The sequence below is a fragment of the Microbispora hainanensis genome, assembly GCF_036186745.1.
Taxonomy (GTDB): domain Bacteria; phylum Actinomycetota; class Actinomycetes; order Streptosporangiales; family Streptosporangiaceae; genus Microbispora.
In genome coordinates, this window is record NZ_CP108086.1 from 5,845,291 (window position 1) to 5,865,686 (window position 20,396).

At 72.2% G+C, this 20,396-nt stretch carries 14 protein-coding genes; 9 read left to right on the forward strand and 5 right to left on the reverse strand.

Annotated features, from left to right (window positions below; all coding sequences use genetic code 11):
- Nucleotides 1-12: 12 nt before the first annotated feature.
- Nucleotides 13-1,524: a glycerol kinase GlpK gene (gene glpK / locus OHB01_RS27115; protein WP_142652492.1), complete on the reverse strand. Its 1,512-nt coding sequence runs from the start codon at nt 1,522-1,524 to the stop codon at nt 13-15.
- A gap of 47 nt (nt 1,525-1,571) precedes the next feature.
- Nucleotides 1,572-2,363 carry an IclR family transcriptional regulator gene (locus OHB01_RS27120; protein ID WP_142652491.1) on the reverse strand — a complete coding sequence of 264 codons (792 nt, stop codon included), beginning with the start codon at nt 2,361-2,363 and terminating at the stop codon, nt 1,572-1,574.
- A 288-nt stretch (nt 2,364-2,651) separates the two neighbouring features.
- Between OHB01_RS27120 and OHB01_RS27125 the strand changes: the two genes are divergently transcribed.
- The 3 genes from OHB01_RS27125 to OHB01_RS27135 are packed head-to-tail and all read left to right on the forward strand — an operon-like array spanning nt 2,652 to nt 6,802.
- Complete coding sequence (locus OHB01_RS27125) at nt 2,652-3,476, forward strand: MIP/aquaporin family protein (RefSeq protein ID WP_142652490.1); 825 nt, start codon at nt 2,652-2,654, stop codon at nt 3,474-3,476.
- 59 nt (nt 3,477-3,535) lie between these two features.
- On the forward strand, nt 3,536-5,053 hold the full coding sequence (gene glpK, locus OHB01_RS27130; RefSeq protein WP_142652489.1) for a glycerol kinase GlpK: 1,518 nt from the start codon (nt 3,536-3,538) through the stop codon (nt 5,051-5,053).
- A 33-nt stretch (nt 5,054-5,086) separates the two neighbouring features.
- Nucleotides 5,087-6,802, forward strand: coding sequence for a glycerol-3-phosphate dehydrogenase/oxidase (locus OHB01_RS27135; protein WP_142652488.1), 1,716 nt, complete (start codon nt 5,087-5,089; stop codon nt 6,800-6,802).
- Here OHB01_RS27135 and OHB01_RS27140 read toward each other — a convergent pair.
- Entirely contained in the window at nt 6,799-10,029 is a 3,231-nt protein-coding gene (locus tag OHB01_RS27140; protein ID WP_328854149.1) for a heavy metal translocating P-type ATPase, read from the reverse strand. The two genes, OHB01_RS27135 and OHB01_RS27140, sit on opposite strands and share 4 nt — an antisense overlap.
- A gap of 160 nt (nt 10,030-10,189) precedes the next feature.
- On the opposite strand from OHB01_RS27140, the gene OHB01_RS27145 reads away from it, so the two are divergent.
- The 3 genes from OHB01_RS27145 to OHB01_RS27155 are packed head-to-tail and all read left to right on the forward strand — an operon-like array spanning nt 10,190 to nt 14,463.
- Nucleotides 10,190-10,393: a heavy-metal-associated domain-containing protein gene (locus tag OHB01_RS27145; protein ID WP_142652486.1), complete on the forward strand. Its 204-nt coding sequence runs from the start codon at nt 10,190-10,192 to the stop codon at nt 10,391-10,393.
- Nucleotides 10,390-11,463: a flavin-containing monooxygenase gene (locus OHB01_RS27150; RefSeq protein WP_142652485.1), complete on the forward strand. Its 1,074-nt coding sequence runs from the start codon at nt 10,390-10,392 to the stop codon at nt 11,461-11,463. Before OHB01_RS27145 ends, OHB01_RS27150 begins: the two co-directional genes overlap by 4 nt.
- Before the next feature lie 27 nt (nt 11,464-11,490).
- Complete coding sequence (locus OHB01_RS27155) at nt 11,491-14,463, forward strand: AfsR/SARP family transcriptional regulator (RefSeq protein WP_328854150.1); 2,973 nt, start codon at nt 11,491-11,493, stop codon at nt 14,461-14,463.
- On the opposite strand, the gene OHB01_RS27160 is transcribed toward OHB01_RS27155, so the two are convergent.
- Nucleotides 14,464-14,715, reverse strand: coding sequence for a heavy-metal-associated domain-containing protein (locus OHB01_RS27160; protein WP_168066607.1), 252 nt, complete (start codon nt 14,713-14,715; stop codon nt 14,464-14,466).
- A 138-nt stretch (nt 14,716-14,853) separates the two neighbouring features.
- Between OHB01_RS27160 and OHB01_RS27165 the strand changes: the two genes are divergently transcribed.
- Genes OHB01_RS27165 through OHB01_RS27175 form a run of 3 tightly spaced genes read left to right on the forward strand, consistent with a single transcriptional unit; the run spans nt 14,854 to nt 18,281 of the window.
- A complete protein-coding gene (locus OHB01_RS27165) occupies nt 14,854-15,006 on the forward strand; it encodes a hypothetical protein (RefSeq protein ID WP_168066605.1) in 153 nt (50 codons plus the stop codon).
- An 18-nt stretch (nt 15,007-15,024) separates the two neighbouring features.
- Entirely contained in the window at nt 15,025-15,735 is a 711-nt protein-coding gene (locus tag OHB01_RS27170; protein ID WP_142652482.1) for an ABC transporter ATP-binding protein, read from the forward strand.
- Between the two features lie 5 nt (nt 15,736-15,740).
- Complete coding sequence (locus OHB01_RS27175; protein WP_261986004.1) at nt 15,741-18,281, forward strand: ABC transporter permease; 2,541 nt, start codon at nt 15,741-15,743, stop codon at nt 18,279-18,281.
- Nucleotides 18,282-18,582: 301 nt separating this feature from the next.
- Here the strand turns inward: OHB01_RS27175 and OHB01_RS27180 are convergent, their stop codons facing one another.
- Complete coding sequence (locus OHB01_RS27180) at nt 18,583-20,184, reverse strand: hypothetical protein (RefSeq protein ID WP_328854151.1); 1,602 nt, start codon at nt 20,182-20,184, stop codon at nt 18,583-18,585.
- Nucleotides 20,185-20,396 lie beyond the last annotated feature (212 nt).

Below are 20,396 nucleotides of genomic sequence, written 5' to 3' on the forward strand. Positions count from 1 at the left end.
CCCCGCCCGGCGTCAGCCGGCCGTGGGCTTGATCCAGTCGAAGGCGCGCTCGACCGCCCGCCGCCAGTTGTCGTACTCCTCCTCGCGCCGTGCCGGGTCCATCGCCGGCGTCCACTGGGCGGCGCGGTGCCAGTTGCGCCGCAGGCCCTCCAGGTCGGGCCAGTATCCGACGGCGAGCCCGGCGGCGTACGCCGCGCCGAGAGAGACGGTCTCCGCGACCATGGGCCGCACCACGGGCACGTCCAGCACGTCGGCGATGAACTGCATGAGCAGGTTGTCGGAGGTCATGCCGCCGTCGACCTTGAGCGTGGTGAGCGCGATGCCCGCGTCGGCGTTCATGGCGTCCACCACCTCGCGGGTCTGCCAGCCCGTGGCCTCCAGCACGGCGCGGGCGAGATGGCCCTTGGTGATGTACGAGGTGAGCCCGACGATGACGCCGCGGGCCTCACTGCGCCAGTGGGGCGCGAACAGCCCGGAGAACGCCGGGACGATGTAGCAGCCGCCGTTGTCTTCGACCGTGCGGGCCAGGGTCTCGATCTCCGGGGCGGTGCTGATGATCCCGAGCCGGTCCCTGAACCACTGCACGAGCGCGCCGGTGATCGCGATGGAGCCCTCCAGGGCGTACACCGCGGGCTGGTCGCCGATCTGGTAGCCGACCGTGGTGAGCAGGCCGTGGGTGGAGGCGACCGGCTCGGTGCCGGTGTTGAGCAGCAGGAATGCGCCGGTGCCGTAGGTGCACTTGGCCTCGCCGCGGTGGAAGCAGGTCTGCCCGAACAGCGCGGCCTGCTGGTCGCCGAGCGCGGCGGAGATCCGCACGCCGGGCAGGACCCGCCGCGCCGTGCCGTACGTCTCGCTGGACGGGCGGATCTCCGGCAGCATCGCGCGGGGGATGCCGAAGAAGCCGAGCAGCACCGGGTCCCAGTCGAGGTCGCGAAGGTTCATCAGAAGGGTGCGGCTGGCGTTGGTCACGTCGGTGACGTGGACGCCGCCGTCCGGGCCGCCGGTGAGGTTCCAGATGAGCCAGCTCTCCATCGTGCCGAACAGTACGTCGCCGCGCTCGGCGCGCTCGCGCAGCCCGGGGATGTCGTCCAGCAGCCAGCGGACGGTGGGGGCGGAGAAGTACGTGGCCAGGGGCAGGCCGCAGCGCTCGCGCACCACGTGCGCGTCGGGGCGGCGGGACAGCTCGTCGACCATCGTGTCGGTCCGGGTGTCCTGCCAGACGACGGCGGGGGCGACAGGGACGCCGGTGTGCCGGTCCCACAGCACCGTCGTCTCCCGCTGGTTGGCGATGCCGACGGCGGCGACCTCGCCGGGCCCGATGCCCGCCTGGGCGAGCGCCTCGGGGCCGATCCGCTCAAGGTTGCGCCAGATCTCGACGGCGTCGTGCTCGACCCAGCCGGGACGGGGGAAGTGCTGCTTGTGCTCCCGCTGCGTCACCGAGACCAGCCGGCCGCGCTGGTCGAACAGGATGCACCGGGTCGAAGTGGTGCCTTGGTCGATGGACATCACATAACGCTGGGTCACGGCGGCCTACCTTCTGGCGGCTGAAGCGGTGTGGGGGGTGGAGAGGGTCACCAGCGGGAGGCGCCGAGGTCGCGGGAGACCGCCCGCGCCGCGTCGCGCACATAACCCACCAGGTCGGGGCGGGGACGCCCGCCGGAGTCGCAGATCCGCTCGGTGGCGCCGGAGATGCCCATCGCGCCCACCACGAGACCTCCGTACCCCCGGATCGGGGCGGCCACCCCAGCCTCGCCCATGCCGGCCTCGTCGACATCCGACGCCCAGCCGTGCTCGCGCACGGTCGCGAGCATGCGCGACATCTCCCGGTGCGTCCGCACGGTGCGGCGGGTGAACTGCTCGAGCTCCCCGTCCTGTGAGGCGTCGTGTGAGGCGTCGTGCAGTGCGGCGGCCGCGTTGGCGTCGTAGGCGAGCAGCACCTTGCCGATCGCCGTGGCGTGCATGGGCATGAGCATGCCGACGTCGAGCGTCTGCAGGCTGTCGTCGGGCCGGAAGACATGGTGGACGACCAGGACCTTGCCCTGGAGGTGGGTGCCGATCCGCACCGCCTCGCCACTGCGCGCGGCCAGGGCGTCGGCCCAGTTGATCGCCCGGGAGCGGAGCTCGTTCACGTCGAGATAGCTGGTGCCCAGGTGCAGCAGCGCCGCGCCGAGCTGGTATTTGCCCGTGGCCTCGTCCTGCTCGACGAAGCCGACGAGCTGGAGCGTGCGCAGGATGCCGTGCGCCGTGCCGCGGGCCAGTCCCAGGGAGTTCGCGATCTCGGTGAGGCCGAGCCGCCCCGATCCCTGGGCGAGCAGCCGCAGGATCGCGGCGGCGCGTTCGATGGACTGGACCGGACCTGGCACGTTCCGGATCCTAGCGATGTCGAATGGTGTTCGACAATGCCGACACCTGGCCGGACATAGGGCGTTGAGCTGGTGAAAGATCTTCGGTCAGGGGATGGGTTTGCGCGAAATGTGGTTGTTCGCGTCATACCCGGGGAGCGTAGTACGCGGTTCTCAATGTGACCAGTGTTCGACAATGCCGACGATCATTCGTTGACGCTCCCTTGGGCGGCGTTTAACGTCCGGACGACCGGCAGTGCTCACAGCGGGCACTTCCGGATGTGACGGGCGCGGTCAAGGAGGAGACACATGGCGGAAGGGCGAAGCGACCGGCGGCTCCTCGGCGAGCTGGCGGCGGAGTTCGCGGGCACGGCGATCCTCATCCTGTTCGGCGCCGGAGTGGTCGCCCAGGTGGTGGCGGGCGGCATCGGCGACCACGACAGCATCGCGTGGGCATGGGGGCTGGGGGTGACCCTCGGCGTCTACACGGCCGCCCGCATCAGCGGCGCCCACCTCAACCCGGCCGTCACGGTCGCCCTCGCCGTCTTCAAGGGCTTCTCCTGGCGCAAGGTCCTGCCGTACGCGCTGGCGCAGACCCTCGGCGCCTTCGTGGCGGCGCTGCTCGTCCGGTGGAACTACGCCGAGGTCCTGGCCAAGGTGGACCCCGGGCACACGATCAAGACGCAGGGAGTCTTCTCCACCCTCCCCGGCAACGGCACACTGCCGGTCACCCAGTGGGGCGCGCTGCGCGACCAGATCATCGGCACGGCCATCCTGCTGTTCCTGATCTTCGCGATCTCCGACGAGCGCAACTCCGCGCCGCTCGCCAACCTCGCGCCGGTCATCGTCGGCCTGCTCGTGGTCGCGATCGGCATGGCGTGGGGGACCGACGCCGGCTACGCCATCAACCCCGCCCGCGACTTCGGCCCGCGCCTCGCCTCGTTCTTCACGGGGTACGGCTCGGCGTTCCGCGACCAGTACGGTGGGCTCTACTTCTGGGTGCCGATCATCGGCCCGCTGGTCGGCGGCGTCATCGGCGCCGGGCTCTACCAGCTCCTGGTCGCCCGCTTCCTGCCGCGTACGGACGTGCCCGAGCCCGGCCGTACGCCGGAGCCCGCGGCCCAGGCCGGCTGATCACCCCCGGGGCCGAGACCAGCAACGTCCACCTCATCAGAACGAGAGGCGCAACGAGAATGGCAGACTACGTCGGCGCGGTCGACCAGGGGACGACCAGCACCCGATTCATGATCTTCGATCACGGTGGCAACGAGGTCGCGCGCCACCAGCTCGAACACCAGCAGATCCTGCCGCAGGCGGGCTGGGTCGAGCACAACCCGACCGAGATCTGGGAGCGCACCCGGGCGGTGATCGAGACCGCGATGCGCACCGCGGGCCTGCACGCCTCCGACCTCGCGGCGCTCGGCATCACCAACCAGCGGGAGACCACCGTCGTCTGGGACCGGCGCACCGGCCGCCCGTACTACAACGCCATCGTCTGGCAGGACACCCGCACCGACCGCATCGCCTCGGCGCTGGAGCGGGAGGGCAAGGGCGAGGTGATCCGGCGCAAGGCCGGCCTGCCGCCCGCCACCTACTTCTCCGGCGGCAAGATCCAGTGGATCCTGGAGAACGTCCCCGGCGTGCGCGAGGCCGCCGAGCGCGGTGACGCGATCTTCGGCAACACCGACACCTGGCTGCTGTGGAACCTGACGGGCGGGGTGGACGGCGGCGTCCACGTGACCGACCCCACCAACGCCAGCCGCACGATGCTGATGAACCTGGAGACGCTCGACTGGGACGACGAGCTGCTGTCGTTCTTCGGCGTGCCCCGCCAGATGCTCCCCGAGATCCGGCCGTCCTCCAACCCCGACCTGTACGGTGTGACCCGCGCCGACGGCCCGCTCCGCGGCGAGGTTCCCCTCGCGGGCGACCTCGGCGACCAGCAGGCCGCGACCGTCGGCCAGGTCTGCTTCGAGCCCGGCACGGCCAAGAACACCTACGGCACCGGCAACTTCCTGCTGCTCAACACCGGCACCGAGCTCGTGCGCTCCCAGCACGGCCTGCTCACCACGGTCTGCTACCAGTTCGGCTCGGCCAAGCCCGTGTACGCTCTGGAGGGGTCGATCGCGGTCACCGGCTCTGCCGTGCAGTGGCTGCGCGACCAGCTCGGCATCATCTCGGGGGCGTCGCAGAGCGAGGCGCTCGCCCGGCAGGTCGAGGACAACGGCGGCGTCTACTTCGTGCCCGCGTTCTCCGGCCTGTTCGCGCCCTACTGGCGCTCCGACGCCCGCGGCGCCATCGTCGGCCTGTCCCGCTACAACACCAACGCCCACCTGGCCCGCGCCACGCTCGAATCGATCTGCTACCAGACCAAGGACGTCGTCGGCGCGATGGAGCAGGACTCCGGCGTCGTCCTCGACGTGCTGCGGGTGGACGGCGGCGTGACGGCCAACGAGCTGTGCATGCAGCTGCAGGCCGACATCCTCGGCGTCCCGGTGTCGCGTCCGGTGGTCGCCGAGACCACCGCGCTCGGCGCCGCGTACGCCGCCGGGCTCGCCGTCGGATTCTGGAAGTCCACCGACGACCTCAAGCGCAACTGGCACGAGGACCGCCGCTGGGAGCCCACCTGGACCGACGAGCAGCGCGAGCGCGGCTACGCCGGATGGCGCAAGGCCGTCCAGCGGACGCTCGACTGGGTCGACGTCGACTGAGCCGACTGTAAGAAACAAGGAGTCGATACCGATATGTCTGTACCCATGGGTCCCCGCGCTCGGGAGGCGGCGCTGCGGAGGCTGGCCGAGGACGAGTTCGACGTCCTGGTCGTCGGCGGCGGGGTGGTCGGTGCCGGGGTCGCGCTCGACGCGGTCTCGCGCGGCCTGTCCGTCGCGCTGGTGGAGGCCCGTGACCTCGCGGCCGGGACGTCCAGCCGGTCGAGCAAGCTGATCCACGGCGGGCTGCGTTATCTGGAGCAGCTCGACTTCCGGCTGGTGCGCGAGGCGCTCAGGGAACGGGGCCTGCTGGTGACCCGGCTGGCCCCGCACCTGGTGCGTCCGGTGCCGTTCCTGTTCCCGCTGCGCCACCGGGTGTGGGAGCGCGGCTACGTCGGCGCGGGCGTGCTGCTCTACGACACGCTCGGCGGCGCCCGCGTGCTGCCGCGGCACCGCCAGCTCAGCCACAGCCGGGCCCTGCGCGAGGCTCCCGGCCTGCGCAGCGACGCGCTCGTCGGAGCGATCCAGTATTACGACGCCCAGGTGGACGACGCCCGATTCACGATGACGGTGGCCCGCACCGCCATGCAGTACGGCGCCTGCGTCACCACCCGCACCAAGGTCACCGGGTTCCTGCGCGACGGCGGCAGGGTGACCGGAGCGGTCGTACGCGACCTGGAGGGCGGCGCGGAGCTGCACGTCAGGGCTCGTCAGGTGATCAACGCCACCGGCGTGTGGACCGACGAGATCCAGCGGCTCGCGGGGGCGTCGCCGGGATCGCGGGGGTCGGTGACGGTCCAGGCGTCGAAGGGCGTGCACCTCGTCGTGCCGCGGGAGAAGATCCGGCTCGACACCGGGCTGATCCTGCGCACCGAGAAGAGCGTGCTGTTCGTCATCCCCTGGGGCCCGCACTGGATCGTCGGCACCACCGACACCCCCTGGGACCTCGACAAGGTCGAGCCCGCCCCCACCCGGGCCGACATCGACTACATCCTGGAGCACGTCAACGCCGTGCTGCGGAGACCGCTCACGCACGACGACATCGAGGGCGTCTACGCGGGCCTGCGCCCGCTGCTGGGCGGGTCGGGGTCGTCCTCGCCGACCGTCAAGCTGTCCAGGGAGCACGCGGTCATCCGGCCCGAGCCCGGCCTGGTCATCGTCGCGGGCGGCAAATACACCACCTATCGCGTCATGGCCAAGGACGCCGTCGACGTCGCCGTGGCCGGCCTCGGCCGGAAGGTGCCCGCGTCGGTCACCGACCGCGTCCCCGTCCTCGGGGCCGCCGGGTTCGAGGCGCTGCGCAACAACCGGCGCCGCCTGGCCGAGCGCGCGGGGCTGCCCGTCGAACGTGTCGAGCACCTGCTCGGCCGGTACGGCTCCTGCGTCGAGGAGGTGCTCGCGCTGGTCGAGGCCGACCCCGGCCTGGGCGAGCCGATCCCCGGCGCGGAGGGCTACCTCAAGGCCGAGGCCGTGTACGCCGCCACGCACGAGGGGGCGCTGCACCTGGAGGACGTCCTGGTCCGGCGCACCCGGGTCTTCATCGAGGAGCGGGATCACGGGCTCGCGGCGGCCCCCGAGGTCGCCGCGCTGATCGCGCCCGTCCTCGGCTGGGACGACGACCGGGTGCGCGCAGAGCTCGACGCCTACCGTTCCGGTGTGGAGGCCGACCTCGCCGCGCAGCGGGAGATCGACGACGCCGCGGCCAACGCCGTACGCGTCGCCGCCGCCACCCCGGCCGACCAGGTGGCCTAACGGGCCTCCACGGTGAATGTCGTGGTGAGGACCCGGCCCTCGGAGTCGCGGAACTGTCCCCACATGCGGTAGAGGCCGGGGCGGGGGAACCGGGCATGCAGTCCGAGCTCGGGCCCGAAGGTCTGACCCGGCAGAGCGAAGACGGGGCGGCCCTGGCCGTCCTCGGCCTCCGCGTGTTCGTGGGCGAACCCCTTGCCGTCGAGCGGCATGATCACCACGTGTCCGGCGGCGGCCAGATAGGGGCGCAGGCCGGCGACGGGCCTGCCGGTCGCGGCGTCGGCGAAGCGGAAAGTGAAGTCGCTCCTGCTCCCGACCTCGGCCTTACCGATGAGGGTGACCCGCAGGCCGCCGACGACCTGCTCGCGGGGCGACGGCGACGCCGTGTCCGAGGAGGTGAAGGCGCCAGGACGGCCGACTGTGATCTCCTGCCGGTCGAGGACGTCGGTCATCTCCCCGCGCAGCCGGAACTCGTTGTGGATCGTGTATCGGCCCTCGGTGGGGAACGTGAAGGGGACGGCGAACTCCCCTGGCCTGCCGGTGGGCCGCGGATGGATGTGGGCGAACGTGCCCAGGTCCTCCCGGGTGACGACGACGTGCATCCACGCCTCGTGACTGCGTACGACGTCCTCGACGGGCCGGCCGGTCCGGGCGTCGGCGACCCGGATGCGGAGGGTCGCCGGCCTGCCCGGGGCGACGCCGGAGGGTGCCTCGACGGAGACCTTCAGGCGGGCATCCTCGGCGGGGACGGGCTCCGACTCGGTGGTCATCATCACGCTCATGGCCGGGCGCATCGGCATGCCGGTGTCCTGAGCCCAGGCGAGCACGCCGTTCATCCCGCGCTGCGCCGCCTCCGTGCGGCTGAGCGCGGTGAACCCGGCGCCCACGGCCGCGGCGAGGCAGGCGATGCCCGCGAGGTAGCCCCAGTCGGCGAGCCGGGACACCCGGGAACCGGGCCGGAACCGGCGCAGGCGCAGCGCGTTGGTGACGACGCTGACCGAGCTCATCGCCATCGCGGCGGCGGCGAGGGAGGGGTCGAGGAGCACGCCGTTGAAGGGGTACAGCACCCCGGCGGCGACCGGGATCAGCAGCACGTTGTACGCGAACGCCCACAGGAGGCCCTGTTTGATCGTCCGCACGGTACGCCGGGACAGGTCGATGGCCGAGACGATGCCGCGCAGGTCGCCGCCGACGAGGGTGATGTCGGAGGCCGCGATGGCGACGTCGGTCCCGGTGCCGATGGCGATGCCGAGGTCGGCCGTGGCCAGCGCCGGGGCGTCGTTGATCCCGTCGCCGACCATGGCGACGACCGCGCCCCTCTCGCGGAGGGCGGTCACCCGGGCCGCCTTGTCCTCGGGCCGTACGTCGGCGATGACGTGGTCGATGCCGACCTGCCGGGCGACGACGTCGGCGGTGACCCGGTTGTCGCCGGTCAGCATCCACACCTCCAGGCCGAGCGCGCGCAGCCGTTCGACGGCCTCACGGGACTCGGGCCGGATGGTGTCGGCCACACCGATCATTCCGGCGAGCCGGCCATCGAGGGCGACGTACACGGGGGTCGCTCCCTCGGCCGCGGCCTCGGCGGCGATCCGCTCCAGCTCGCCGAAGCCGAAGCCGAAGTCGTTCCCGAGATGGCGGCGCATGAGTGCGGCGTTTCCGATGAGCACGGACCTGCCGCCGACGCGGGCCTCCACCCCGTGACCGGGCACGGCGTCGAAATGCTCGACCTCGGGCAGGCGGAGCCCCCGGTCCCCGGCGTGCGTGACGATCGCCTCGCCGAGAGGGTGCTCCGAACCCTTCTCGGCCGCGGCGGCGTACGCGAGAAGCTCGCCGGCGTCCCCGCCCGCGACGGTGACGAGGCGGGTGACCTCGGGCCGGCCCCGGGTGATCGTGCCGGTCTTGTCCAGGACGACCGTGGTGAGACGGCGGGCCTGTTCGAGCGCGTCGCCGCCGGAGATCAGGATGCCCGACTCGGCGGCCTTCCCGGTGCCCACCATGATCGCTGTTGGGGTGGCCAGGCCGAGCGCGCACGGGCAGGCGATGATGAGGACGGCGATGGCGGCGCCGATGCCGAACGTGAGCCGTCCCTGGCCGGGTCCGAAGACCGCCCAGACGACGAAGGTGAGCGCGGCGACGCCGATGACGGCGGGCACGAACCACCCGGACACCGTGTCGGCCAGGCGCTGCAGGGGCGCCTTCGATCCCTGCGCCCGCTCGACCAGCCGGACGATCTGCGCCAGCGTCGTGTCCTGCCCGACGGCGGTGGCCCGCATCACCACCGAGCCGGTCAGGTTGATCGTGGAGCCGATCAGCGGGTCGCCCTCGCCCCTGCGCACCGGCACGCTCTCCCCGGTGATCATGCTCTCGTCCACGGTGGAGACTCCGGCGGCCACGACGCCGTCCACGGGGACCTTCTCGCCGGGGCGCACCCGTACGAGGTCGCCGACGGCGACGTCCTCGACGGGGACCTCGACATCGCTGTCGCCGCGCAGCACCCGCGCCGTCTTCGGCCGCAGATCGAGCAGTTCCCCGATGGCGGAGGTGGTCCGCTTCCTGGCCCTCGCCTCCATCCACCGGCCCATGAGGACGAGCGCGATGACGACGACGGAGATCTCGAAGTACACGTGCGGCGGAAGCCCCAGCCGCTCCGCCGTGGCCGGCCACAGCGTGACGAACGCGCTGTAGCCGTACGCCACGGTCGTGCCGAGCGCGACGAGCGTGTGCATGTTGACCGCGCGGTGCCGGGCCGCCGCCCAGGCGGCGCGGTAGAAGGGACGGCCCGCCGAGAACTGGGCGATGGTGGCGACGACCAGCAGCAACGGCATCAGCCAGTCCATCGCGTCGATGGGCAGCGGCAGGTACATCAGCACCATCATCGACAGCCCCGCGGCGAGGGTGACCTGCCAGGTGCGCTTCAGCCGGATGACCTCCCGATCCGGCTCCGCATCCGGCTCCGGCGCGGTCTCGGGCGCGGTCTCGGGCGCGGACCCAGGCCGAGGCTCGGGCCCGGAGATCTCCGCGGTGTACCCGGCACGTGCGACCGACTCGGTGAGCATCCCGACGGTCACGCGGGCGGGATCGCAGGTGACGGTGGCGACCTCGGTGGCGAGGTTCACCTCGGCCGACTCCACGCCGTCGACCCGGGTCAGGGCCTTCTCCACCCTGCGGACGCAGGACGCACAGGTCATCCCGCCGATGTTCAGCGTACGCACGGTCGTCGTGACCGTCATCGCTTCACCTCCTGGTTGAGGACTTCGCTGCGACGGTCGCGCGCGTCGCTTTCCCGCCGCTGACCGTCCCCTGTCCGGCTCGGGACAGGGGATGGACAGCGCCGCCCGGCATGGTCGTGCCATCCGGGCCGTACGGAGCGGTCCGCGACGTGAAGGAGTCATGATGAACCAGCTCGTCCTGTCCGTGCCGGCCATCAGCTGCGGCCACTGCGTCAAGGCGATCGCGGAGTCCGTCGGCGAGGTGCCCGGTGTCGGTTCCGTGGCCGTCGACTTCACCGCCAAGACGGTGCTGGTCACCGGCACGGCGGACCCGGCCGCGGTGCGCACGGCCATCGCCGAGGCCGGTTACGAGGTGGCCGGATGAGCGCGGCGGCGTACGACACGCTGATCATCGGCGGGGGGCAGGCCGGGCTGGCGCTGGGATATCACCTGCGCCGCGCGGGTCTGCGGTTCGTCATCCTCGACGCGCACCAGCGGGTGGGAGACGCGTGGCGTCACCGGTGGGACTCTCTCACGCTGTTCACGCCGCGCCGGTACGACGCCCTGCCCGGCCTGCCGTTCCCGGGCGACCCCGACGGTCATCCGGGCAAGGACGAGGCCGCCGACTACCTGGAGACGTACGCCGAGCGCTTCGCCCTTCCGGTGCGGCTCGGCCGCCAGGTCACGGCCGTACGGCCGGAGGGGGAGCGGTTCCTGGTCGAGACCTCGGCCGAGACGTACACGGCGGCGCGGGTCGTGGTCGCGGTGGGGGCGTTCCACACGCCGCGCACGCCCGCCTTCGCGTCGAGCCTCGACCGAGGCGTCACCCAGCTGCACAGCAACCGGTATCGCCGTCCGGACCAGCTCCCCATGGGCGAGATCCTGGTCGTCGGCGCGGGCAACACCGGTGTGCAGATCGCCGATGAGCTGGCCGGCACCGGGCGGCGCGTCCGGCTGTCGGCCTCGTCGATGGGCCTGGCGCTGCCGCAGCGCATTCTGGGCCGTGACGTGTTCTGGTGGTTCTCCCGTCTGGGTTTCATGGACATCCGCGGCGACAGCAGGATCGGGCGCCGGGTCAGAAGCAGGGAGCTGATCATCGGGACGGACGTCAAGCGGCTGCTGCGGCGGGTGGAGCGGGTGGACCGCACCGTGGACGTCCAGGGGCGGGACGTCGTCCTCGCGGACGGCCGCCGCGTGCGACCCGACGGCGTCGTGTGGGCGACCGGTTTCCGCGCGCACTATCCCTGGCTGCACGTGCCGGTGCTGGACGAGCAGGGGGCGCCGGTGCACCGTGAGGGCGTCACGGCCTGGCCGGGGTTGTACTTCCTCGGCCTGCCCTGGCAGCGGACTCGCGGATCGTCCGTGCTCGGGTGGGTGGACCGCGACGCGCGTGCCCTGGCCGAGCGGCTGACGGCCTCCGCCAACACTCCCGGCAAGTCGCTCATCGCCCCTTAATATTGGGCAATCCCGGTGGAGTCGGGGATGACGAGGAGTGACATGCCGAACACCGCCGTGACGTTCGCGGTTCTCGGACCCACCGAGGTGCGGGCATCCGACGGCTCCGTGGCGGCGTTGCCTCCGTCCGTACGGGCACTGCTGGCCCGGCTGGCCCTGTCCTGCGGCCGCGTGGTGCCGGTGGACGCCCTGACGGACGCGTTGTGGGGCGACGAGGGTGACGACCTGCCGGCCGACGCGGCGAACGCCCTGCAGATCCGGGTGTCCAAGCTGCGCCGCGCCCTCGCCGCCGCCGGGTTGGGCACGGACGTCCTGGTCACGCAGGCTCCGGGATACCGGCTCGCCGTGCCCGCCGAGGCCGTCGACGCGCACGTGTTCGAGCGGCTGCTCGTCCGCGCGCGGGAGGAGACGGCCGCCGGGAACGTCACCGCGGCGTCGAGCCGCCTGGACGAGGCGCTGCGGCTGTGGCGGGGCCCCGCGCTGGCCGACGTCGGCCGGACGACGTGGGCGACCACGGAAAGCGCCCGGCTGGAGGAGCTGCGGCTGGGCGCGGTCGAGGACCGGATCGAGCTCCTGCTGGAGTCCGGCGGGCACAACGAGGCGATCGCCGATATCGAGCGCCTGGTGGCACTGCATCCGCTGCGGGAGCGGCTGCACCGCCTGCTGATGCTCGCGCTGTATCGCGGCGGACGGCAGGCGGAGGCGCTGGCCGCCTACCAGGCGCTGCGCCGTGGTCTCGCAGACGAGCTCGGCATCGACCCGTCGCCGGAGCTGCAGGCCCTCGCCGAGGCCATCCTCCGCCAGCAGGTCCCGGCCGCCGCCCAGCCGTCCGCCCAGCCGTCCGTCCAGCCGTCCGTCCCATCGCCCCCCGGGCCCGCCGGGCAACGAGCACCGGAAGGCGCCGAGCGGCTGCCGCGGCGGCTGACGTCGGTCATCGGCCGCCAGGACGACGTCGCGGCGGTGCTGGAACGGCTCGCCGAGGCGCGGGTGGTGACGCTGACCGGCCCGGGCGGGATGGGGAAGACGACGCTGGCGTTCGAGGTCGCACGCAGGGTGAGCGAGACGCCGGACGAGATGCCGGCCGATCGAGTGCTGCTGGTCCGCCTGGCCGCCCTGGAGCCGGGAGCCGATGTCGCCGGCGCGTTCGCCGCCGAGCTCGGCGTGGCGGCGCAGGGCACCGCGCCGGCCGACGTGGTCGAGGAGCACCTGCGGGACGGCCGCACGCTGCTCGTGGTCGACAACTGCGAGCACGTGGTGGACGACGTCGCCGTTCTCGTGGAGCGGCTGGCCGCGGCCTGCCCGCGCCTGCGCGTGCTGGCCACCAGCAGGGAGGCGCTGGCGATACCCGGCGAGGTGCAGGTCGCGGTCGGCCCGCTGGGCGACGATTCCGCCGTCCGGCTCTTCGAGGAGCGGGCCCGTGCCGTACGGCCCTCGTTCACGCTCGACGCCGGGAACGCAGCCGTGGTGGCGTCCATCTGCCGCAGGCTCGACGGCATGCCGCTCGCCATCGAGCTGGCCGCGGCCAGGGTCAAGGCGCTGTCCCCGGCCGACATCGAGGCCCGGCTGGCGGACAGGTTCTCGCTGCTGACGGCGGGACCGCGCACCGGCGAGGCGCGCCACCGCACGCTGCGCGCCACGCTCGACTGGAGCCACGACCTGCTGACGGATGCCGAGCGGCGCCTGCTGCGCCGCCTCGCGGTGTTCCGCGGCGGCTGGACCCCGGCCGCCGCGGAGGAGGTGTGCGCCTTCTCCGGAGCAGGCGGCGGCGTCGGCAGAGGAGAGGTGCTCGACCTGCTGTTCCGGCTGGTCGACCGGTCGCTCGTGGTTCCCGAACCGGCCACAGGGCGGTTCCGGCTGCTCGTCACCGTACGCGACTACGCGTGGGCCCGGCTGGAGGAGGCCGGGGAGGTCGCCGAATGCCGCGACCGTCACCTGGCCTGCTACGTGCGCCTGGCCGAGGAGAACGGGCCGTACGTACGGAACCTCACCGTCTTCACCCGGCTCTACGACGAGCACGACAACTTCCGCGCCGCCGTGGACCACGCCCTCGACCGCGGTGACGTCGAGAACGGCTTCCGGCTGGCCAACGCGCTCGTGATGTTCTGGAACTACGGCGTGCGCTACGAAGGCACGCGGGCGCTGACCGCGCTGCTGGAGACCGGTGGCGGGTCCGCGGGCGCACGGGGCCGGGCGTTGCAGGGCATCGGGCTCCTGCACGTGTACTATCCGACCCCGCACTCGGTCGCCGCCACGGAGGAGAGTCTTGCGATCTTCGAGGAGATCGGTGACGCGCGCAACGCCGCGATCTCCCGGCTCGTGATGTCCTGGGCCGGCCAGTACGGCGGGGACGCCGCGCATTACCGCGCCATGATCGAGCGGAGCAGGCGGGAACTCGGCGACTCCGACGACGGCTGGTGGCTGTGCATGACGGAGTATCTGGAGGCGCTGCTGGCCCTGCGCCTCGGCGACTTCGAGGACGCGGCCGTCCGGTGGCGGCGCGCCCTCGACCTGGCCAGGGCAGTCGGCGACCGCATCATCGGCAGCGCGATCCTCGCGCATCTCGGCATCGCCCTGCGCGAGTCGGGACGGCACGAGGAGGCTCTGGCCGTCCTGCGGGAGTCCGTGGACGAGGTGCGCGGCCGAAACTCCTTTCACGGGCTGACCTTCGCGCTCGTGCACACGGCCCACACCCGGCTGGACATGGACGAGGGCGACGACGCCTCGGCGCTGCTCGCCGAGGCGGACGAGGTCGCTCGCCGGGTGCGCAACCCCCGTTGCCAGGCGTGGGCTGCGTGGGGGCGGGCACGCATGGCCCGCGTGCGTGGGGACGCCGGTGCCGCCGTCCGCGAGTGCCGGGACGCGCTGGCGCTGTTGAAGGAGGGCGAGTTCCCCTGGGCCAGGGCTCGCCTCTGGTCGTTCCTGGCCGAGTGCGCGGAGGCGGCGGGCGTCCCCGACGAGGCCGCCCACGCCCGCGAGACGGCCGCCGCGCTCACGAGCTGATCACATACTGACATCCCGGTGTTCGCACCGGTCGCCCGAGAACCCCGCCGACGCCAGCGCCGCCCGCAGCTCCGCCGGGTCCACGACCCCGCGTACGCGCAGCAGGCCCCGCCCGGCGTCCACCTCGAACGAGGAGACGCCGGGAACGTCTCGTACGTGTCTGCTCAGGAGACGGACGCATCTGCGGCACAGCAGGGCCGGCACGCACACGGTCGTCTCCGCCGCCGCCCCCTGACGGCTCTGGTCTGCCATGCCGTTCAGCGTGCCGTCCCGGCCTGGCGAACGGCTGTCCGTCCGCTGTCCGGAGCTGTCCGGGTCTGTCAGGTGCCGCAGGGGACGCGCAAAGCCGGCGGCCAGCCCCCGGACAGCCCGGACCGCGACGCTCCTGACATGAACATCATCCTCCCCGTTCTTCCCGAGCTGATCCGGCTGAGGCATCACGAGCTGCTGCGGCAGGCCGAGCAGCACCGACGAACCCGGCAGGCCCGAGCCGTCCCCGCCACCCGGCGCTGGGTGCGGCGCGGCCCGCTCGACCTCCACTGATCACTCGAGGAGCACGCCATGACCATCACATCCGTGCGTACCGACGTCGCCGCGCTGGCCCGCGACGTCGTGAAGATCTACGGCCGCGGCGAGACCGCCGTCCGGGCCCTCGACGGTGCCACCCTGTCGATCCCCGCCGGGCGGTTCACCGCCGTCATGGGCCCGTCCGGGTCCGGCAAGTCCACGCTCATGCACGCCATGGCCGGTCTGGACACCGTGGACGAGGGACAGGTGCTCATCGGGGACACCGACCTCGGCCGGCTCAGCGAGCGGCAGCGCACACTGCTGCGCCGCGACCACGTGGGCTTCGTGTTCCAGAGCTTCAACCTGGTTCCCACGCTGACCGCCGCCGAGAACATCGCGCTGCCGCTGACCCTCGCCGGCCGGCGGGCCGACCAGGCGTGGATCGACGAGATCGTCGCGATGCTCGGGCTGGGCGACCGGCTGCGGCACCGCCCCGCCGAGATGTCCGGCGGACAGCGGCAACGGGTCGCCGTGGCCCGCGCGCTGGCCGCCCGCCCGCGGATCGTCTTCGCCGACGAACCGACCGGCAACCTCGACTCCCGGGCGGGGGAGGCGCTGCTCGGTTTCCTCCGCCACGCCGCCCACGAGCTGGGCCAGACCATCGTCATGGTCACCCACGACGCGAACGCCGCCGCGTACGCCGACCAGGTGGCCCACTTCGCCGACGGCCGGGTGGCCGGCGTCACCCGCAACGAGGAGAAGTGATCGCGATGTGGTACCTGATCATCCGCAACACCGTCGCTCGCCGGGGCAGACTGGCGCTGACCCTGCTCGCCGTCCTGCTCGGCGTCACCTTCGTCACCGGCAGCCTGGTGCTCACCGACACCTCACAGCGGCTGCTCGACGACCAGTTCCGTACGGCCGCCGCGGGGGTCGACCTGACCGTCCGCGACGCGGTCGCGTTCGACTCGGCGATGGGAGTGGAGGTCGAGCGCGACCCGCTGCCCGCCGAGGTCGCGGACCGCGTCCGCGCGGTGCCGGGCGTGGCCGCCGCCACCCCCGTCGTACGGGGCAAGGGACTGATCGGCGTCGGCGGGAAGACCATCGTCCCGGCGGGCCCGTCGCTGCTGCTGTCCTGGGACCCCGCACCGGTCGGCCCGTTCACCCTGCGCGCCGGACGCGCTCCGGTCACCGAGGGCGAGGTCGTGATCGACGCCGCGACCGCCCGGCGGCACCGCATCGGCCTCGGCGCCGAGGTGACCGTACGGGCCGAGCGCACGAAACGGCTCCGAGTGGTGGGGCTGGCCGGGTTCGGGCCGGGCGAGGGGCTGCCCGAGACCACGGTCGCCCTGGTCACGCTACCTGCGGCGCAGCGTCTGCTCGCCCTCGGCGGGGGCTCGTCGGAGGTCGCCGTCGTCGCGGCGGAGGGCGCGGACGTCCGGCGGCTGCGCTCCGCGGTGTCGGCCGCGCTCGGCTCCGGATATGAGGTCTCCTCCAGCCGGGACGTCGCCGCAGCCAGCGCGGCGGCGGCCAAGACGCAGATCTCCTCCCTGCAGATGATGCTGCTGGCTCTGGCGGCGGCGGCCCTGCTCGTCGGCGCGTTCCTCATCGCCAACACCTTCTCGATCGTCGTCACCCAGCGCACACGTGAGCTGGCCGTGCTGCGCGCGGCCGGGGCCACCGGCGGTCAGGTGATGCGCTCGGTGCTCGGCGAGGCGCTGCTGGTTGGGCTGGCCGCCTCCGTGGCGGGCGTGGGCCTCGGCGTCGCCTGCGCGGCGGGGCTGCGCGATCTCGCCGGCGTCTTCGGAATGACGCTGCCCGGCGGCGGGCTCGTCGTCACGCCCCGGACCTTCGCCGTCGCGTTCGTGGTCGGCGTCGGTGTCACGGTCCTGTCGGCGTTCGGGCCGGCTCGCCGCGCGGCCGCGGTGGCGCCGGTCGAGGCGATGCGGCGCTCGTCGGCCGACCATCTCTCCGGGCGGGCGGGCTGGGGCCGCACGGTCGCCGGCGCGGTTCTCACCGCGCTCGGTGCGGCCGGGCTGTCGATCGTCCTGGCCGGGCCGGGGTCGGTCGTCGTGCTCGGCGAGGCGGCGGTGAGCACCGTCGTGGGGCTGGCCCTGCTCGGACCGGCGGTCATCCCGGGCCTGGTCCGGCTGCTCGGCAGGCCGCTCGGCGTGGCCGGGGTCCCCGGACGGCTGGCGCGCGAGTCCGCCGCGCGGTCGCCCCGGCGGACCTCCGCGACCGCCCTCGCCCTGGCTTTCGGCCTGGCGCTCGTCAGCTTCACGACCGTGCTGGGGACCTCGATCAAGGAGTCGACCGCACGGTCGTACGCCGAGACGATCACCGCCGACTACGTGGTGGAGAGCGCACGCAACGAGATGCTCGGCGGGCTGCCCGCGCATGTCCATCACCACGTCAGCGAGCTGCCGCAGGTCGCCGTGGCCTCCCGGCTGCGCTACGGCCACTGGAAGGACGGGCAGTCGGTCGAGGCGCTCACCGCGGTCGACCCGGTCACGCTGCCCCGCGTGACCTCGCTCCACATGGTCGCCGGACGCCTGGACGCGGTCGCGGGCGGCGGCGTCGTCCTGGCGGCGAACGTCGCCAAGGAGCGGAACCTCAAGGTCGGCGACACCCTGGCGATGACGTTCTCCCGCACCGGCGTCCAGCGCCTCCCGGTGGTCGGCCTGCTGCGCGACCGCGACGCGCAGGCGCTGTCGACCGGCTACGTCATCTCCCTGGACACTTACGAACGGAACTACCGAGAGGACGTCGACGCGAGCGTCTTCGTCAAGGTGGCCGACGGAGTGAGCGGTGCGGACGCCAAGAAGGCCATCGAACGGGCCCTGGCCGACGCCCCGACCGCGCAGGTGCGCGACCAGGCCGCGGCCGTCGCCGGGCGGAACGCGATGATCGACCAGGTCCTGGGCCTGGTGAGCGTGCTGCTGATGCTCACCGTCCTCATCGCGCTGATGGGCATCACCAACACCCTGGCCCTGTCGATCATCGAGCGGACCAGGGAGCTCGGGCTGCTGCGGGCGGTCGGCATGACCGGTGCCCAGATGCGCTGGATGATCCGCGGTGAGGCGGTCCTCGTCGCGGCCCTGGCGATCGTGGCCGGGGTCGGCCTGGGCGTCGCGTTCGCCGCGGGCACGGTCACCGCCCTGGGCCGCACGACCGAGACCACGCTCACAGTGCCGGTCGGTCCGCTCCTGCTCGTCGTCGCGGTGGCCGCACTCGCCGGCCTGCTGGCCGGGCTCTTGCCGGCCCGACGTGCCGCCAGGCTCGACGTGCTCACCGCCATCGCCACGTCCTGACGCCCCCTGAGGTGCTCCTGAAGGGCTCCTGAGGGGACTCCGCCCCGAGAGGCACTGGCGCGAAGAGGGGGTCAGCAGGCCCCAGGGCACATCGCAAATCCGGGCAAGAGGCGAACCGACGGGTAGCCGGATGGCAAGGGCCGTCGCCCGGAGGCGCTCACCACGGCGGCCTCAGCCGGTCTTCGGACCGGCCGAGGCCGCCGCGCACCGTCAGAGCAGGGTCAGCGCAGGGGGAGGAGAGGACGCGATGGCGTCCGCCGGGGAGCCTCCCCAGATCGGTCTCGTGTGGTCGCCGAGCCGGTCATTCCTGCGGTGCCTCTCCGACCGTCACATCGAAGGTGGCCGTCGTCGGCAGGCTCGCCTGATCTCCGGCCCACTCGACGCGATACGAGTACTCGCCCGCCTCGGTGGGTGTATCCGTGAAGGTGAATCTTCCGTCGAAGATGACCATGCGTGGGTGCGGCAGCTCGGTGACCACGGTGCCCTCGCTGTTGATTACCGTGCGTAGGACTTTCAACGGGATGGTGGAACCCATGGGCTGACCACCCTGGAAAAGCGCACCGCTCACCTTGAGCTGTGTGCCGACGGTGCCCGTCTCCGGTCCGGACAGGGTGATCGACGACTCTGCCTTGACCAAGGTGACGGTCGCCGAAGCGGTGCTCCAGTGCACGGTCGGGCTGCCGTTCCAGATCACGTCGTATCTGATCACCCCTGCGCTTCTCGGCCCGTCTGTGAAGGTGAACGTGCCGTCCTCCGCGGTCGTCACTTCGCGGGTGATTTCGGCGCTGTCGTTCACGTGGCGGGTCACCACGAGCGGCTGCTCACCCGGAGCCGACCCGTCGGGCATCGTGAGCCGGCCGGTCAGGGTGAGGACGTCGGCCCCGGTCCCGGTGGACGGAGCCGTCAGGGTCAGCGTGGACTCCGGGAGCGCGCCGGTTTCCAGCCGCCACAGGTGCAGATGGTGAGTAGCCAGGTCCTTCCACAGGGCGAAGAGGTCGTCACCCGAGAACGTGAGACTCTGCAGGTCCATAAAAGCGCCATGGTCCCTGAGCGTGCCGGTGTAGACCGGGGTCGTCGTCGCGCTGTCGTACACGGTCACGACCAGACCTGACTTGGTCCCGCGCCCGCCCGCGACGCGAGTTCCGTCCGGGCTGACCGCGACGACCGGCGCGTAGTAGCCGGAGGACGGATCCGGGCCGTAGGCGTGGACCTCTTGCAGACTGGTCGTGTCCCAGGCGAAGTATTCGGCCGAATTGAGGAATGCCGCGATGATGGTCGAACCGTCCGGTGTGATGGCGAGGTCTCCCAGGAAGCCCGCGTGGTAGTCGTGGCCGTCGATGATGCCGCGCAGGGTGGTATGGAACGCGTTCACGTCGTACACGCTCAGGGTGGCCGGGGAGAGCGCATCGCCGACCACCAGAGTATTTCCGGCGGCGGCGACCTTGGGGCTGGCATAGGTGGCTGCCACCCGGATCAGCCGTGATCGGTGTCCGGACGCCATGTCGATGCCGACGACACCGCCATCCCATTGGTCGCATCCGTATCCCACCCAGAGCCATCTGCCCGACAACGCCAAGTTCGTCGGGCATGGGTATTCGGCCAGGCTGATCTCCCGGGTGGTGTCGAGAGTGGCGGTGTCGAGCTCCATAATCTCGTTCAAATCGCGTAGCGCCACGTACAACCGTGTGCCGTCCGGTGTGATGGCAAGGCCCTGAATGCCGGGCAGGCTGAAGCCGGCGTTGCGCGTGCCGTTGGCGTTGACGACGAGGAGTTGGTCGTCCCCGGCGATGAAGGCCTTTCCTCCGCCCGCGACCACGTCACCGCCGCTCGTGATGCCCAGGTCGGTCGTGATGCCGGCGGCCGAGGCGGCCGGTGCCTGCACGACGAAAAGGCCGGCGGTCACCGCCAAAGCGGTTGCGAGGCAGGCCAGCAGCCGGGTGATTGACGACTTATGGAATCCGCCGCTCTCTTCGCGGGGCGACGAGCGCCCAGAAATTCCTGATTCCGATGTGCTGGAACGACTGGGACGTTTCGGACCTGAGTTGGCTCAATTTAGTGCGCACCTTCGGGGCTGCGGATCCGCTTGAGGGCGTTGCGTAGGTCGGTGGGCAGAGG